At 65.4% G+C, this 16,835-nt stretch carries 11 protein-coding genes; 7 read left to right on the top strand and 4 right to left on the bottom strand.

The features are described 5' to 3' along the window. Window positions 1–13 precede the first annotated feature (13 nt). Window positions 14–3,121, top strand: coding sequence for an efflux RND transporter permease subunit (locus BLU04_RS12790; protein ID WP_093286756.1), 3,108 nt, complete (start codon window positions 14–16; stop codon window positions 3,119–3,121). On the opposite strand, the gene BLU04_RS12795 is transcribed toward BLU04_RS12790, so the two are convergent. Next, window positions 3,093–4,427 carry a response regulator gene (locus BLU04_RS12795; protein ID WP_093286758.1) on the bottom strand — a complete coding sequence of 445 codons (1,335 nt, stop codon included), beginning with the start codon at window positions 4,425–4,427 and terminating at the stop codon, window positions 3,093–3,095. The two genes, BLU04_RS12790 and BLU04_RS12795, sit on opposite strands and share 29 nt — an antisense overlap. Before the next feature lie 215 nt (window positions 4,428–4,642). Here BLU04_RS12795 and BLU04_RS12800 point away from each other — a divergent pair, with 215 nt between their 5' ends. The 4 genes from BLU04_RS12800 to BLU04_RS12815 all read left to right on the top strand — a co-directional run bounded on the left by BLU04_RS12800 (window position 4,643) and on the right by BLU04_RS12815 (window position 9,828). Continuing rightward, the gene (locus BLU04_RS12800; RefSeq protein WP_093286761.1) at window positions 4,643–5,350 is read left to right on the top strand and encodes a response regulator transcription factor; all 708 of its coding nucleotides are present in this window, start codon (window positions 4,643–4,645) and stop codon (window positions 5,348–5,350) included. Window positions 5,351–5,375: 25 nt separating this feature from the next. After that, window positions 5,376–6,368, top strand: a complete 993-nt coding sequence (locus BLU04_RS12805) for an acetylhydrolase (RefSeq protein WP_157895342.1) — start codon at window positions 5,376–5,378, stop codon at window positions 6,366–6,368. A gap of 87 nt (window positions 6,369–6,455) precedes the next feature. Next, entirely contained in the window at window positions 6,456–7,901 is a 1,446-nt protein-coding gene (locus tag BLU04_RS12810; protein WP_093286766.1) for an aspartate aminotransferase family protein, read from the top strand. Window positions 7,902–7,992: 91 nt separating this feature from the next. After that, window positions 7,993–9,828 (top strand): ATP-dependent helicase, encoded by a 1,836-nt coding sequence (locus BLU04_RS12815; protein WP_157895343.1) that lies wholly within the window; start codon window positions 7,993–7,995, stop codon window positions 9,826–9,828. A 1-nt stretch (window position 9,829) separates the two neighbouring features. Here the strand turns inward: BLU04_RS12815 and BLU04_RS12820 are convergent, their stop codons facing one another. Beyond that, window positions 9,830–11,944 (bottom strand): alginate lyase family protein, encoded by a 2,115-nt coding sequence (locus BLU04_RS12820; RefSeq protein ID WP_162274684.1) that lies wholly within the window; start codon window positions 11,942–11,944, stop codon window positions 9,830–9,832. A gap of 55 nt (window positions 11,945–11,999) precedes the next feature. Then, entirely contained in the window at window positions 12,000–12,239 is a 240-nt protein-coding gene (locus tag BLU04_RS12825; protein WP_157895344.1) for a hypothetical protein, read from the bottom strand. Window positions 12,240–12,355: 116 nt separating this feature from the next. On the opposite strand from BLU04_RS12825, the gene BLU04_RS12830 reads away from it, so the two are divergent. Then, window positions 12,356–13,366, top strand: a complete 1,011-nt coding sequence (locus BLU04_RS12830) for a hypothetical protein (protein ID WP_197672960.1) — start codon at window positions 12,356–12,358, stop codon at window positions 13,364–13,366. Between the two features lie 31 nt (window positions 13,367–13,397). On the opposite strand, the gene BLU04_RS12835 is transcribed toward BLU04_RS12830, so the two are convergent. Beyond that, window positions 13,398–14,234 carry a helix-turn-helix transcriptional regulator gene (locus tag BLU04_RS12835; protein WP_157895345.1) on the bottom strand — a complete coding sequence of 279 codons (837 nt, stop codon included), beginning with the start codon at window positions 14,232–14,234 and terminating at the stop codon, window positions 13,398–13,400. 111 nt (window positions 14,235–14,345) lie between these two features. Between BLU04_RS12835 and BLU04_RS12840 the strand changes: the two genes are divergently transcribed. Further along, complete coding sequence (locus BLU04_RS12840) at window positions 14,346–16,835, top strand: glycoside hydrolase family 2 protein (protein ID WP_093286780.1); 2,490 nt, start codon at window positions 14,346–14,348, stop codon at window positions 16,833–16,835.

Below are 16,835 nucleotides of genomic sequence, written 5' to 3' on the forward strand. Positions count from 1 at the left end.
TTCGAGTCTGGCCATGACCCTCTCCGATCTCTCCATCCGCCGTCCGGTCTTCGCCTGGATGATCTTCGCCGCGTGCGTCGTCTTCGGGAGCATCGGGTTCTCCCGCCTCGGCGTCAGCCTCCTGCCCGACATCACCGCCCCCATCGTCACCGTCAGCGTCTCGTGGGCCGGGGCCTCCCCGCAGGTCATCGAGACCGGGGCCATCGACCCCCTCGAGCAGGCGATCATGGAAGTCCAGGGGGTGAAAAGCCTCGAATCGACCTGCTACCAGGGCTCCGGCCGCATCAAGATCGAGTTCAACCTCGACCGCAACATCGATGCCGCCCTCCAGGAGGTGAACGCGAAGATCCGCTCCGTCACCCTGCCGACCGACGTCGATCCGCCGACGATCTACAAGATGAACCAGGATGCCAATCCGATCATCTGGCTCGGCCTCACCTCGAACGGCACCTTCCACGACCTCATCGAGTACGCCGACCTCCACCTCACCGACAAATTCTCCGTCGTCCCCGGCGTCGGAAACATCATCCTCGGCGGGTGGTCGAGCCGGACGATGCGCGTCTGGATCGACAACGAGAAGCTCCGCAAATACGAGCTGACCGTCGTCGACGTCCGCAACGCCCTCCAGAACGACTACCAGGAGACCGCCGCCGGCTACCTGGAGGACCCGAAGAAGGAATCGAACCTCCGCATGATGGGCGAGGCCGACTCGGCCAAGGAGATCGGCGACCTCCTCCTCGGCAACCGCGCCGGGGCCCAGATCACCGACTCCCAGATCCACCTCCGGGACGTCGCCTACATCGAGGACGGCCTGGCCGACCTCCGCAACTTCTCCCGCTCCAACGGCAAGATCAGCCTCGGCCTCGGGGTCCAGAAACTCCGCGGCTACAACGAAGTCGAGGTCGCCGACCAGGTCAAGGCCCTCGTCGACAAGATCAACCCGACCCTGCCTCCCGGGATGAGCATCGTCGTGAACTTCGACACCACGAAGTTCACCCGGGACTCGATCCACGAGACCGAGATGACCCTCGTCCTCTCCGCCATCGTCACCGGCCTCGTCTGCTGGGCCTTCCTCGGCTCGTGGACGTCGACCCTCAACGTCCTCATCTCGATCCCCACGTCGATCATCGGCACCTTCCTCTGCCTCTACGCCTTCCATTTCACCCTCAATTTCTTCACCCTCCTCGGCCTCTCCCTCGCCGTCGGCATCGTCGTCGACGACGCCATCATGGTGCTGGAGAACATCTCCCGCCACTACGACATGGGGAAGACCCGCCGCCAGGCCTCCCTCGACGGGGCGCGGGAGATCACCTTCGCCGCCGTCGCCGCCAGCCTCTCCGTCGTCGCCATCTTCCTCCCCGCCCTCTTCGTGAGCGGGCCGATCGGCACCTTCTTCTTCCAGCTCGGCATCACGATCTCCTGCGCGGTCCTCCTCTCCCTCCTGGAGTCGATCACCCTCACCCCGATGCGGTGCTCCCGCTTCATGCGGAAGAAGGAGGCGGAGAACGCCTTCACGCGGCGCGTCGACGCGCTCTTCTCCCGCCTCGCCGGGCATTACCGGAAGACCCTCGAATGGTGCCTCCGGCATCCGTGGAAGGTCGTCCTCATCTCCCTCGGCCTCTTCGCCCTCTCCCTCTTCATCTTCCCGCAGCTGAAGAAGGAGATGTCCCCGCCGCAGGACTCCGGCACCGTCCTGATGCGCGTCCGGGGCCGGCCCGACGCCTCGCTCGAATACACCGCCCGCTCCGTCGCCCAGCTCGAGGACTTCCTCAACGCCCAGCCGGAGGTCCTCCACACCTCGTCGAACATCGGCGGGGCCAACGACGTCTCGACCACCCAGATCTTCATCACACTCGTCGACCGGAAGAAGCGGGACAAGCAGCAGGCGATCGTCGAGCGGTGGCGCGACAAGTTCAAGACGATGAAGGGGATGCGGATCCAGATCATCGACGTCGCGCAGGGGGCCTTCAGCAGCCGCCGGGGGACGAACATCGAAATCAGCATCCAGGGGCCGGAATACACGGTCATGCGGGACAAATCGGAGGAGATCATCAAGCGGATGGAGGCGACGAAGGAGTTCTCCGACATGGATACCGACTACATCGAGGGAGCCCGCGAATACCGCATCTACCCCGACCGCGAGGCGGCGGCCCGGCGGGGCGTGAGCGTCCAGGCGATCTCCCAGACCGTGAACGCCGCCGCGGCCAGCATCCGGCAGGGCTACTTCACCAACGGCGACCGCCGCTACGACATCCGGCTGAAGTTCCTCCCCGAACAGCTCAAGGCCCCGTCCGACCTGAAGAACCTCCAGATCCGGACCGACAACGGGGAACTGATCCCCCTCAGCGAGGTCACGACGGCCAAGGAGGAAAAGACGAGCCTCACCATCACCCGGAACAACCGCCAGCGGGCCATCACCCTCTACGCAAACAACACGCCGAGCACCGCCCAGGACAAGGCGATCAACGACGCCCTGAAGATCTGCCGGGAAATCCTCCCCGACGGCTACAGCGCCTATCCGACGGGGGCCTCCCAGACGCAGAAGGAATCGCTCGGCGCCCTGCCCGGGATGCTCTGCCTCGGCCTCCTCGTCGCCTACATGATCCTGGCCGTCCAGTTCAACAGCTTCGTCCACCCGATCACCGTCTTCCTCGCCCTCCCCTTCACCTTCACCGGGGCGTTCCTCTCCCTCTATCTCAGCCACAATTCCTTCAACATCTACAGCGGCATCGGCATCCTCCTCCTGATGGGGATCGCCAAGAAGAACTCGATCCTCCTCGTCGAGTTCTTCAACAAGCAGCGCCAGGAATACGGGCTGGCCCTCCACGAGGCCGTCCTCACGGGGGCGCCGATCCGGCTCCGTCCGATCCTGATGACCTCGGCGGCGACGATCGCCGCCGCCTTCCCCGCCGCGCTCGGCCTCGGGCCGGGGGCCGAGGTGCGGATCCCGCTCGCCATCGTCGTCATCGGGGGGGTCGCGGTCTCGACGGCGTTCTCCCTGCTCGTCATCCCCTGCGCCTACATCCTCTTCGCCCGGTGGGAGAGGCACGTCCCCGGCGCGCCCTCGGACGAAGTCCGGCCTCCCCAGCCCGCTACGATTCCTTCCGGACCTGCGCGATAAAGGCCTCGACGGCGACGCGGAAGTCCTCGAAATGGACGGGGATCGCGGCGATCAGCTCCTTCGCCTCGTCGTGCTGCCCGGCCTTGGTGCAATCGCCGATCGCCCGGCAGAGGAGGGCGAGGAGGCGGGCGCCCATGACGTCGAAGTTCCCCGTCAGCTGATGGATCTCGTGCCGGAGGGTCATCTCGTTCGCCGTCCGGGAGGCCTCGCGGACCTTGTCGAGGGAATCGGACATCTCCCGCTGCAGCGCCTCGAAGAGATCCTCCAGCAGCGTCGAGAGGCGGCCGCCCGGCATCTCCCAGAGGGTCCGCAACGTCGTCTCGTCGGCCACCGGGGCTTCCCGCCACGGCGTCATCGGCTTCTGCGCCGCCCCCGGCACCGCCCGGAGCGGGCGCTGCGAGAGGGTGCGGATCGACTGGGCCAGCTCGACGGGGCGGCACGGCTTCGTGAGGAAATCGGACATCCCCGCGTCGATGCAATGGTTCCGCTCCACATCGGAAATCTCGGCCGTGAGCGCGACGACGGCGGGGCGGGTGTCTTTCGGCCGCGTGGCGAAGATCTCCCGCATCGTCTCGACGCCGTCCATGTCGGGCATCCGGAGGTCCATGAAGATCACGGAGAACTTCCGCTCCCGCGCCTGCCGGAGGGCGTCCTTGCCGTTGTGGGCCTGGGCCGGGTCGTAGCCGAGGTTCTTCAGGATCTGCACGGTCAGGCGGCGGCCTACTGCGCTGTCGTCGACGACGAGGACGTCGTGGGGGTATTCCTTCGCGAACTCCTCGTCGCCCGTGCCATGATAGGGCTCGGCGGGCAACGACTCGGTCGGCAGGGAGGAGGGGAACGAAATCCGCCAGCCGCACATCCCCTCCTCGCGGAGAAACTCGAGCGTCTGATTTCCGTTCGGGTTGCCCTGCCCCTTTTTCCCCCGGAAGCGGGAGGCCAGCACCCCCTCGATCTCCGAGCGCCGCGCGGCGTCGCCGAACAGGCAGAGGGAAAGCTCGAAGGTATCGCCGTCGCCCGGGAAGGCCTTCTGGGCGTCGAGGCCGATCTCCAGCCCGCACCCCTCCCCGTGCTCCAGCACCTCCTCCAGCACAGCCCGCATGATCGAGCGGCCCCAGGCGAAATCGACCGGCATCGCCATCGGCAGCCCGGCCGACACCCGGCTGCTTAACCCGATAACCCGGGTGCGGAACGATTCCCGGACCCGGCTGATTTCCTCACGGATTTCGATGCGGAGATGGGAAAACCCTTCCAATGCCTTTTCCGGCAGCAGCGTGGTATCCGGGGAAACGGGAATCGGGCTTGCCATGGTTACATTAAAACAGGAAAAAAGGAAAAGAGCCGGAGAAGGAGGAAATCGGATCTTTTTCTTTTCTTAGACTCAGTGAAACGTCATTGCATTTTAACTCATTCACGATTAAAAACATCTATTAAATCTTCCTAGGTATCTTAGGTAGTTTCCACACGTTTTCGTAAGTTCGCGACGACAGATCAATACAGTTCCCTAGTTCTCCCCCCTCACACATGTCCACCAAGCAAGGAAGCAGCGGCAAGGATTTAAAGGATTCCAAAGACGTTAAAGACGCGAAGGACTCAAAAAAGACGCGGGTCCTGGTCGTCGACGACCAGACCATGCTGCGCCAGCTGATCGTCGCGGTCCTCAAGCCGCTCGACCACTTCACCGTGATCGGCGAGGCGAGCAACGGCGAGGAGGCGATCCAGAAGAGCCTCGAACTCCAGCCCGACATGCTGGTCCTCGACGTCATCCTCCCGAAGATCCCCGGCGCCGAGGTGCTCCGCCAGATCCTGCCGAAGATGCCCGCCCTCCGCGTCCTCGCCATCTCGGCCCACGACGATCCCGCCCTCCTCAAGGAAATGCTCGCCTGCGGCGCCCACGGCTTCGTCGAGAAGAGCGCCCCGCTCGACATCTTCAGCGAGGCCCTCCGCGAGGTCGCCGAGGGGAAGAGCTTCTTCGGCCCCCGGATCACCGAGGTCCTCCGCGAGCACCTGCTGAACCCGACCCACGACCGTCCCCACCTCACGACGCGGGAACGGGAGATCATCCAGCTCGTCGCCCAGGGCCTCAGCTCGAAGGAAATCGCCTCCCAGCTCAACGTCAGCGCCCGCACGGTCGAAAACCACCGGGCGAACATCATGAACAAGCTGAACATCCGGGACGCCGTCGGCCTCACCCGGTATGCGATCAAGGCGGGCCTGGTCTCCCCGGCCTAAGCCGGGCCCTCCCTCGCTCTTTTTCGTGACCTCGGTCGCCGTTCCCGCGTCAGGCTGGAACGTGCGACGTTTTCCTCCCCTCTCCCGCCCGCTCTGGATCCTCGCCTTTTTCCTCCTCGGCATCTGGGCCATCGCCTCGGTCTTCGCCGAGTCCCCCGCCTCCGGCATCGCCCCGGTCACCGACCTGACCTGGCACGACGACGCCCGGAACCGCGACGTCCCTGTCCGCATCTACTCTCCCGCCTCGGGGACGCCCCCCTTCCCCGTGATCGTCTTCTCCCACGGCCTCGGCGGCTCGCGGGAGGGTTATTCCTACCTCGGCAAGTATTGGGCCGCCCACGGGTACGTCTCGGTCCACGTCCAGCACCTCGGCTCCGATAGCGCCGTCATCCACTCGGCCGCCGCGCTCCAGGAATCGATCTCGAACGTCGACAACTTCGTCAACCGCCCCAAGGACATTTCCTTCGCCCTCGACCGGCTCACCGCCCTGAACCAGACCGACGGCCCGTGGCGAAACCGCCTCGACCTCGCCCGCATCGGCGTCGCCGGTCACTCCTTCGGGGCCTACACCACGATGGCCATCGCCGGGGCGACCTTCGCCGTCCCCCGCCTCTCCGGACTCTCCGATCCCCGCGTGAAGGCCGTCGTCGCCATGAGCGTCCCGAACGTCCCCGGAACCCGGTTCGATTCGATCACCCTCCCCGCCCTCCACTTCACCGGCACCTTCGACGAGATCGCCATCCAGCATTCGCCCGTGAAGGACCGGCGGATTCCCTACGACCAATCCCGGGGGCCCGGCACCTACCTCGTCATCTTCCAGGGAGGGGACCATATGGTCTTCTCCGGCCGCCTCGCGAATCCGCGCGAGCACGACGTCCTCTTCCAGGACCTCGTCTGCCAGGGAAGCACCGCCTTCTGGGACGCCTACCTGAAGGACGACGCCGCGGCCAAAGGCTGGCTCAACAGGGGCGGTTTCGAGACGGCCCTCGGTTCCTCGGCCACGCTCGAGAAAAAGTAGGGGCAAGGAGGCAAAAAGCCCTCCCCCGGCGGGACTCGACAGCGGGGCGGAACCTGCTTGAATGAGGGTTCCCCATTTCCAATTCATATGCCCATCGACCTGAAGGAAATCGTCGCGGCCCGCCTCGGCGAAAATTACGATCTCCACGACAAATACCTCAACAAGACGCTGGTGAAGGTCCAGCGCATGATCGGGTACGACAAAGTCTACACCCGCGCCTCGGGGGCCTACCTCTATGACAAGGAGGGGAACGACTACCTCGACTTCCTTTCCGGCTTCGGCACCTTCAACGTCGGCCGGAATCATCCCGTGGTGAACAAGGCGATCCGGGACATCCTCGACCTCGACCTCCCGAACATGGTCCAGATGGACTCGGCCCTCCTGAGCGGCCTCCTCGCCGAGGCCCTCGTGAAGCGGCTCGCCAAGCAGGGGGCGCCCCACCTCGACTCGGTCTTCCTCTGCAACAGCGGCACCGAGGCCGTCGAGGGAGCGATGAAGTTCGCCAAGGCCGGGACCGGCCGCCCCCGCATCCTCTCGCTGAAGAACTCCTTCCACGGCCTGACGCACGGCTCCCTCTCCGCCACCGGGAACCCCTACTTCCACGAAGGCTTCGGCCCGCTCGTCGGCGGCGTCTCCTCGATCACCCTCGACGACCTCGGCGTCCTCGAATACGAGCTGAAGAAGGGCGACGTCGCCGCCCTCATGGTCGAGCTCGTCCAGGGCAAGGGCGTCTTCTACTACAAGGACGACACCTACCGCCGCGCCCAGGAACTCTGCCGGAAGTACGGCACCCTCTTCATCTGCGACGAAGTCCAGACCGGCCTCGGCCGGACGGGCAAGTGGTTCGCCTTCGAGCATTGGGGCCTCGAGCCCGACATCGTCACCCTCGCCAAGGCGCTGAGCGGCGGCTACGTCCCCGCCGGGGCGATCATCACCCGGCGCTCGATCTACCAGAAGACCTATTCCCGCCTCGACCGCTGCATCGTCCACTCGACGACCTTCGGCCGGAACAACCTCGCCTGCGCCTGCGGCCTCGCCGCCCTCACCGTCCTCGAGGACGAGGGCCTCGTCGAGAATGCCGCCCAGCAGGGCTTCGCCCTCGAGCGCCAGCTCAATGCCCTCAAGGCGAAGCACGAGGTCATCAAGGACGTCCGCGTCAAGGGCCTCATGTGCGCCGTCGAGTTCGCCGAGCCCTCCGGCTTCTCGCCGAAGATCCTCGCCGTCCGCGCCGGATGGAAGGCGATCCACGCCCTCGACAGCAGCCTCTTCCCGCAGCTCATCGTCACCCCGCTGCTGAGCAAACACCGGATCCTCTCCCAGGTCGCCGCGAACAACACCGACATGATCAAGATCCTCCCCGCCCTCGTCGTCGGGGAGAAGGAGATCACCCGGTTCGTCACCGCCCTCGACGACGTCCTCGACGGGATGAAGAAATTCCCCGGCCCGATCTGGGAAATGGGAGGCAACTTCGTCAAGGCGATGAAGGCCGGAGCCCCCAAGGACGCCAACGCCGAAGCCGAGGCGGTCGCCTAGTCCTCCCCCCATCTTTCGGACCGATCCTGCGGCAAGGCCCCCGTCCCGGCGGGCCTTGCCGCATTTCATTCAGGCCCCTTCCTCCCTTCCCGTGAAACTGAACCCCTCCCAGCAAGCCGTCGTCGCCGCCCGCGGCGAGCGGATCCTCGTGCTGGCCGGGGCCGGGACCGGGAAGACGGCGACGAGCGTCCATTGGGTCGCCGACCTGATCAAGGGCGGTTCCCGGCGGAGCCAGATCCTGATGATCACCTTCACCCGCAAGGCGGCCAACGAGATGGCCAAGCGGATCGAGAGCCTCATCTCCCACGTCCCGAAATTCGGCTCCGGGGACAAGATCACCGTCGGCACCTACCACGCCGTCGCCAGCATCCTGCTGCGGAGCGAGGGGGAGGCCTTCGGCCTTTCCAACAACACCTTCTCCACCCTCGACGAGTCGGAGTGCCAATCGATCTGGAAGTCGGCGCTGAAGCAGTGCGGCATCGAAGGGAAGCACGCCCTCTTCGTCCCGAACCGCCTCCAGCAGATGCTCTCCTTCTCCCGGAACACGGGACGCCCGATGTCGGAGACGCTCGACGAGAACTTCGGCAAGCACGCGAAGAAGATGGCGAAGGTCGTCCGCACCTACGAGGAGCTGAAGCGGGCCGCGAACGTCGTCGACTACGACGATCTCCTCGTCCTCTGGCTCGAGCGGATGCGGAAGGATCCCGCCTACGCCGCAAAGCTGCGGGAACGGTGGCACTACGTCCTCGTCGACGAGATGCAGGACAACAACCAGCTGAACCAGGCCCTCCTCGACGCGCTGAACCCGAAGACCCTCCTCGTCGTCGGCGACGCCAACCAGTCGATCTACAGCTTCCGGGGCTCCGACGTCTCCCTCATCCGCCAGTTCGCCACGAAGCGGAGCGACACCGTCACCTACCGCCTCGAAAGCAATTACCGGAGCGGCCAGGGGATTCTCGACCTCGCCAACGCCGTCGTCGCCGGAACCCCCTCCGCCCTCGTCCTCCAGAGCGCCCGGACCCTCGAGGCCGCGATCGACTACCACTGCTACGGCGGCACCGGGGCCGAGGCCAACGGCGTCATCCAATGGATGCAGGCCCGGATCAAGGCGGGGGCGAAGCCGTGCGAGAACGCCGTCCTGGCCCGCTCCTCGAAGGCGCTCAGCGAGCTCGAGGTCGCCCTGAACGCGAACCGGATCCGCTACAAGAAATACGGCGGCCAGACCATCGCCGACGCCGCCGAGGTGAAGGACTTCATCTCCTTCCTCCGCGTCTCCCACAACCTCCAGGACAAGATCGCCCTCCTCCGCGCCCTGATGCAGTTCCCCGGCATCGGCGAGGGGACGGCGGCGAAGGTCATCTCGGAGCATCAGGGCAGCCTCTTCGGCGCCGACTACTGGCCCGAACCGGCGAAGGAACTCCCCCTCTGGATCGAGGAGATCCAATCGGTGAAGGAGCTCCCCTCCAAGGCCCGCATTCTCGAGGACCGGATCAAGCCCCTCATCCTCCACAACTACCCGAAGGACGGCGAAGAGCGGCTCGGCACGCTCCACGCCCTCGTCACCTCGACCGAAGGCGAGGCGCTGGCAAACACCTCTCTCGTCGACTTCCTCGACGGCTTCGCCCTGAGCCGCTCGACGAACGATTTCCATCCCGACGACGCCGTCGTCCTCTCGACGATCCATTCCTCGAAGGGGCTGGAGTGGGACGGCGTCTGCCTCATCGGGAGCGGCTCGTGCCAGATCCCCCATCCCCGCTCCCTCGACAGTGGCGACATCGAGGAGGAACGCCGCCTCTTCTACGTCGCCGTCACCCGTGCCCGGCAGGATCTCCTCCTCACCTTCCCAAAGGCGACCGACCGGGGACAGGACCAGAAGCCCTCCCCCTTCGTCCCTCCCGAGACGAAATGGAAGTTCTTCTTTTCCTAAGCTAGGGAGCAAGGGAAACCGAGGGAGTGCCTCCCCCGGGCCGCAAGGCGAGGTTGTCTTCCCCGCCGTCGGGACGACGGACGGTCAGGAGCCACTTCCCCTCTTTTTTCTCCGCCTTCACCACCCGATAATCGGGCGGCGTCCCCTCCCCCGGCACCAGGAGCCAGGCAAAGCACTTCGGCGCGGCGGGGGTTGCCACATCGGGCGAGGCCGATTCGTAGAGCGCGACGGGCGCCGGGAGCTTCACGTTATAGGACGGGCTCCACCAGCCCTGGACGAGAGGCTTGCTCTCTCCCATGACGATGCGGGGAGGCCTCCACGCGATCACGCCCGGCAGGGGGATCGGGACAATGCGGAGATTGCCCGCGCCGAGATCCCGATCGCGGTCGGCCACATTGGCCGTTTCGATCTCGTTCCCGTTCACTGACACCCTCGTGCATTTGGGATCGAAATGCCACGGCACCGTGATCCGGTGGGCCCCGTCCATGAAGACCTCGTCGAGGACCACCGCGTAGGCGTCCCGGACGTAGAGAAGGGAGCGGCGATGGCGCGCCCGGTCGGGGAGGCCGTAGCCGGTCGCCGAGCCCGCATTGAGCCGGAGCGTCGCCATGCCGGAGACGAAGTCGTAATCCGGACGATGGAGGTAGGTCGTCGCCGCCGCCTGCCGCGCCCGGCGGGGCGGGTCCTCGATCTCGGCGCTGCCGCCCGCGTCGGCATCGAAGAGAACGACGTTATGCCCGCGCTGCCCGGTGAAGTAACGCCGCCACCGCCCCGGCTTGTACGTGTAGCGCCCCGCGTCGACGAGGAGATCGCGCCCGCCCGAATAGACGGAGAGATGGAGCGTGTCCTGGTGCTCGTGCGCCGTGCCGAGGGGGCCGGTGTCGAAGAAAAACCAATCGGCCTCCCTCCCCCGCGAGGCGCTTCCCCGCACGATCGCCAGACCGGACCACGGGAAGTAGACCGACTCGAGGCCCTGCGGGTCCCGCGCGACTTTCCCGATCCCCCCCGCGACCTCGACGCCGCGGGCCGCCGTCCATTCCTTCAACGTCCCGATCTGGGACCAATTCGATTCGGCGTCGCCGTCGTTGTTCAGCGAGCCGTTCCCGTCCGGCTTCATCGTGAGACGGATATAGGACCAAAGCTTCTCCGCATCGTCCTCGAACTCCGTCGCCGCCGGGTGGCCCGCCAGGGTCAGGAAGGTGGCGACCTTCTGGTAGGCCGTCGCCACGTCGATCTGGTAGTGATCGGAAAGTTCCATCTGCGCCCCGTCGGGATAGACCCGGTTGGCATACTCCCGCCGCAGCCGCGCGACCGAGGCGTCGAGCCACGCCGGGGCGTCCCGGAACTCGGGCCAGTAGGCCGCCGCCGCCGCCAGGCCGAGGCACTCGGTATTCAGATGATTCCCGCGCGGCGTCGGATGAAGGAGGCACGAATCGGCCTGCAGGGCGATGCTGGCCAACATCCGCATCCGGGTGGCGGGACGGAAATCGGCGCTTCCGGCAAAACCGTAGAAGGCGGCGGGCCACGTTTCCAGGAGCCGCCGCCCGATCTCGAGCGAGCGCCAGGCGGGGGAATCATGGCTGTTCCCCGAGGGGGCGGAGGGATGGGCGACGATCCAGTCGGTCACCTGCGCGTCGAAGGCCCGGACGTAGCGCCCGTCATGGGTGATCGACCAGCTGGCGAGGTAATCGAGGAACCACGCCTGCCGGTTCAACATCCAGGCCCACTCGGGGTCCTTCCTCGGGCCGTAATGATTCCAATCGATCCCGCCCGAGGCGGTCCGCTGCTGCGTCCCCGTCACCCCCTGAAGGGTGAAGGTCCCGTGGAGCGCCGCCTCGGCTTCTTCCCGCTGACCCTCCGTTTCGGCCTGGAAACGTTCCGCGCCCAGCCACGGAAACCGTTTCACCCCCGCCCCGGCATAGTAGGCGAGGAGCGCCTCCCCGGCGGCGACGGTCTCCCCGTGGAGGCGATGTTCCTTGACCGCCTCCAGCCCGGGGCGGGAGAGATCGACCTCTCCCAGCACCGTGGCGATCAGGCCGGGCTCCGCCGCCTCCAGCTCGGCCAGCGTGCCGGGAGAGGAAGCGGGCTCCGCCTCGACCGGAAGGAGAGAAAGCAAGGCGAGGAACAGCGCCCCAAGACCACGGCCCAGAAGGACCGGGAAAACGGGAACGTTATTCCCGCGAAAGCCCATGAAGCAGCCAGCGTGCAAGGTTCCGGCTCAGGAAGATCACCGCCGCGCCGGTGAAGAACAGAACCGTCGGCGGCACCAGCCGGGCGCGGAAAAAGAGATCGATATAGATCGCGTCGATTTCGCCGAGGGCCTGGAGGAGGTTCCCCGCCCCCAGCGCGAAACCGGCCAGGGCCAGGAAAAGACCGATCAGGCGCACCGCCACTGTCACATTGCGTTCCATAGGATGTTGTCCCTTCACATCGCATAATTCCCACCGGGGAGCGAGACGCTTTTTTCCCGCCCGGGAATCGATCCGAAAATGGAGCACGTATTCCTTCTGGACACCAAGTATCTCCCATGGGAATTTCCTCCTCGATGCCCCCCACCCTCCTCCAGAACCTGAAAGCCAAAGCCATCGAGAAAGCGAAGCGCGCCTCCGTCGTCTTCGCCGTCCTCGCCGCCCTCCTCATCCCCTCCTACTTCACGCTGAAGACCGTCCGGGTGGCGAATGCCATGGTCCCGCCGAACCTCGATCCCTCCCCCCTCGGCTACACCTGGAGCCTTCTCCTCTTCATCGTCCCGACGCTCTTCATCCTCATCTGGCTCCACGCCAACCCCGCGCGCTCCTTCCCCCGGAAGGCCTTCTACATCACCGTCGGGATCATCACCCCGCTCGGCTTCCTCCTCGATCTCCTCTTCGGGGAGATCTTCTTCACCTTCAACAACACCCAGGCCGTCCTCGGGATCTACCTCCCCGGCTTCGATCTCTATACGTGGAAGTGGGTGACCGGGGCGCTCCCCATCGAGGAGTTCGCCTTCTACCTCGTCGGCATCATCGCCGTCCTCCTGATCTATGTCTGGGCCAATGAATCGTGGCTCTCCGCCTACGCCGCCCGGAGCAAGCACCTCTCCAAGGCCGCCGCCAAGGTGCAGCTCCAGCCGAGGAACCTCCTCAAGCCGACCCATCTCCACTGGGTCTCGATCATCTGGGGCCTCCTCGCCATCGTCGCCGCCGACCTTTATTACCAGACCCACAGCGGCTACCACAGCTTCCCCGGCTACATCACCTTCATCATCGTCGCCGCCATCGTCCCGAGCGGCCTCTTCTATCCCGTCGCGAAGCCCCGGATCAACTGGCAGGCCTTCAGCTTCACCCTCCTCTTCATCCTCCTCGTCAGCCTCCTGTGGGAGGCGAGCCTCGCCGCCCCCTACCAGTGGTGGGGCTACCAGCGGCAGCAGATGGTCGGCCTCTTCATCGACGGCTGGTACGGCCTCCCCATCGAGGCCGTCCTCATCTGGCTGATGGTCACCTTCACGACCGTCATCATCTACGAGGTGATCAGCGTCGTCGTCGCGAAGGATAAATAGGAGGGGAAAGGGAGCCGCTTCTCCCGCGCTCTCAGCCCCGCCGCGTCGAGGTCGCCGTCCGGCGGTAGCTGAGCGGGGTGACGCCGACCCGCTCCTTGAAGGCGTAGCAGAAGGCGGCGGCGCTGCCGAAGCCGCAATCGGCGGCGATCCGCTTGATCGGCTGGTCGGTCGCCGCCAGCCGCTCCCGCGCCCGCTGCATCCGGCTGCGGAGGGATATCTCGTGGGGCGTCGTGTTCAGGCGGGTCCGGAAGACCTCGTGAAGGTAGGGAAGCGACCAGCCGACGCGGCGGGCCACCTCGCCGAGGCGGAGGGCCTTCCCCTCCTCTCCCGACTCCAGGAGGGAGAGCGCCTGGCGCAGCGGCTCCGGCAGGGCGTCCTCCTCCCGCACCTGCGTCCTCGCCGAGAGCCGGGACTGGAAAAGGAGCCTCCCGTAAATGTAAGCCAGCAGCCCGGTCCGGTCGACCCGGTCGTCGACCGACCAACGGACCACCTCGTCGGTGAAGCGGTTGACCTCCTCGACGTCGTGCCACCAAGCGACCCGGGGGGCGCGGCGGAGGCCCCGCAGGTAGGGCGTCGCAATCTCGACGGCGAGGCAGCGGTAGGGATTGTCCCAGTCGCTCCGGGCAATCGTCTGGTCCCCCTCGACCTGCCAGATCAACGCCCCCGCCGTGACCTCGACCCACTTCCCTTCGACCGAAACCCAACCCCGCCCTCCGGTGACGAGCTCGATCAATTCCCGCCCGAAACGGATCGTCTCGAAGAGCGGCTCGCACCCCGCGGGTTGGTGATAATGGCCGACCCGGACCAAAGAACGGGGGTAAGCAACGTCCTCCTTCCACTCTTCCGACTTTTTGGCAACGATTCCCACTTTTTCTATATTAGATAGGATTGAAGATTAATTTAAAAGGGGATTAATGAATGGAATACGATTTTTTCTTAATCGATAAACCACCCTCCAACGCTTTTACCTTCGCCAACCATGCCTTATTCCCTCGCCCTGACGTCCAAATGGCAATTGCTCGAACCGGCTTCCAAGCAGTGGATCGAAGCCGTCGTTCCCGGTTGCGTCCACACCGATCTCCTCCGCCATAAGCTGATCGCCGAGCCGTTCTGGGGACGGAATGAACAGGACCTCCAGTGGATCGAGGAGCAGGATTGGACCTACCGCTGCACCGTCGAAATCGCCCCCGCCCTCCTCCGCGAGGAACACGTCGAGCTGGTCGCCGAGGGGCTCGACACCATCGCCGAGTTAAAGTTGAACGGAAAAAAGATCGGCGCCTCGGAGAACATGTTCGTCGCCCATCGCCTCGACATCGCGAAGACGGCCCGCCCGGGAGAGAACCTCCTCGAGATCCGGTTCACCAGCCCGATGAAATACATCCGCGCCCGGATGGCCGCGAACAAGGAGAAGGTCGCCGACCTCGTCGAGTGGAACGATCCGATCGGCGGCAGTTCCCGCATCCGGAAGCAGGCCTGTTCCTTCGGTTGGGATTGGGGCCCCCGTTTCGCCACCTCGGGCATCTGGATGCCAATCCGGATCGAGGCCTGGAGCGAGAAGCGGATCGAATCGGTCCGCGTCGTCCAGAAGCACGCGAAAAAGCAGGACCGGGTCGAGCTCGCCTTCGATCCCGTCCTCTCCGGAAAGGGGAAGGGAACGAAGATCACCGGAACCGTCTCGCTCGACGGCAAGGTCGTCGCCGAGGTGAAGGGAAACAAGGCGACGATCGCGAAACCGGCCCTCTGGTGGCCGAACGGCCTCGGAGCCCAGCCCCTCTACACCGTCGCCCTTGAACTCCGCGACGCGCAGGGAACCGTCCTCGACACGTGGACGAAACGGATCGGCCTCCGCACCATCGTCCTCGACCGCCACAAGGACCGGTTCGGCGAGAGCTTCCAGTTCGTCGTCAACGGCCGGGTGATCTTCGCCAAGGGGGCGAACTGGGTCCCCGCCCACGCCTTCATCACCGAGTGCGGGCGCGACCTCTATGACGACCTCCTCACCTCGGCCGTCGAGGCGAACATGAACATGATCCGCGTCTGGGGCGGGAACGTCTACGAGAAGACCGAGTTCTACGACCTCTGCGACGAGAAGGGCCTCCTGGTCTGGCAGGACTTCATGTTCGCCTGCGCCCAGTATCCCGGGGACAAGGCCTTCCTCGAACAGGTCCGCCTCGAGGCCGACCACCAGGTGCGCCGCCTCTCCCATCACGCCTCCCTCGCCCTCTGGTGCGGCAACAACGAGATCGAGCAGATGCCGAACGAGATCGTGAAGACGCCGAAGCGGAAGAAAGCCTACGAGGATGTCTTCTACAGGATCCTTCCCGACGCGGTGGCACGCCGCGACGGCACGACCCCCTATTGGCCCTGTTCCCCCCACAACCCCGAGGGTTACGAGAAGGGCCACAACAACGAACGCGCCGGCGATTGCCACTTCTGGGAAGTCTGGCACGAGCGGAAGCCGGTGAAGCGGTACGAGGAGAAAAACTTCCGCTTCTGCTCCGAGTTCGGCATGCAGTCCTATTGCTCGCCCGAGGTCGCGGCGACCTTCTGCGATCCGAAGGATTTCAACGCCTTCGGCCCCGAGATGGAGAACCACCAGAAGAACGGCGCGGGGAACCAGATCATCCTCGACTACGTCTCCCGGCTCTACCGCTTCCCGAAGGACTACGCCTCCCTCGCCTACCTCTCCCAGCTGAACCAGGCCTACTGCATGAAGGTCGGCGTCGAGCACTTCCGCCGCTCGATGCCCCGCACCATGGGGGCGCTCTATTGGCAGCTGAACGACAACTGGCCCGTCGCCTCCTGGAGCAGCATCGAGTTCGGCGGCACCTGGAAGGCCCTCCACTACGAGGCGAAACGCTTCTTCGCCCCCCTCCTCGTGAGCGCCCACGTCCCGGGCGACGAGATCATCGGCAAGTGCAACACCGTGACGAGCACCATCGGCCGGGTCGACCTCTACTCCGTCTACGACGGCGCGAAGCCGACGACGGGGACGCTCAGCTGGTCGCTGGAGCACCTCGCAAAGGGAACGCTGCGCAAGGGGAGCAAGGCGGTGAAGCTCGCCTGCGTCAAATCGGTCCGGGAACTGAAGCTCGATTTCACGAAGGAAATGGCGCAATACGGCGCGCGTTTCCTCTACCTCCGCGTCGTCCTCCAGGCGGCCTCGGGCGAGATCTCCCGGCAGACGGTCTTCCTGACCGCGCCCCGCAACCTGCCGCTGCCGCAGGGGAAGATCGGGACGGAACTGAAGCAGCTCGATCCGTTGCGGTGGGAATTGAAGCTGACCTCGCCGGTCTACCAGCACGCGGTCCTCTTCCACTTCCGCAAGGTCGCCTACCGGGCCGAGGACAATTTCTTCGACCTCTTCCCCGGCGATGCCCGCACCGTGATCGTCCGGACGGAGAAGCCGGTTTCGGAAGCCGTCCTCGCGAAGGCCCTCGAAGTCGGCTCCCTCGTCGACACCTACTAG

The sequence above is a fragment of the Verrucomicrobium sp. GAS474 genome (assembly GCF_900105685.1).
Lineage (GTDB): Bacteria > Verrucomicrobiota > Verrucomicrobiia > Methylacidiphilales > GAS474 > GAS474.

Coding starts and splice junctions, on each gene's coding strand:
- BLU04_RS12790 (WP_093286756.1), top strand. CDS start 14: ATGACCCTCTCCGATCTCTCCATCCGCCGTCCGGTCTTCGCCTGGATG.
- BLU04_RS12795 (WP_093286758.1), bottom strand. CDS start 4,427: ATGGCAAGCCCGATTCCCGTTTCCCCGGATACCACGCTGCTGCCGGAA.
- BLU04_RS12800 (WP_093286761.1), top strand. CDS start 4,643: ATGTCCACCAAGCAAGGAAGCAGCGGCAAGGATTTAAAGGATTCCAAA.
- BLU04_RS12810 (WP_093286766.1), top strand. CDS start 6,456: ATGCCCATCGACCTGAAGGAAATCGTCGCGGCCCGCCTCGGCGAAAAT.
- BLU04_RS12825 (WP_157895344.1), bottom strand. CDS start 12,239: ATGGAACGCAATGTGACAGTGGCGGTGCGCCTGATCGGTCTTTTCCTG.
- BLU04_RS12830 (WP_197672960.1), top strand. CDS start 12,356: ATGGGAATTTCCTCCTCGATGCCCCCCACCCTCCTCCAGAACCTGAAA.
- BLU04_RS12840 (WP_093286780.1), top strand. CDS start 14,346: ATGCCTTATTCCCTCGCCCTGACGTCCAAATGGCAATTGCTCGAACCG.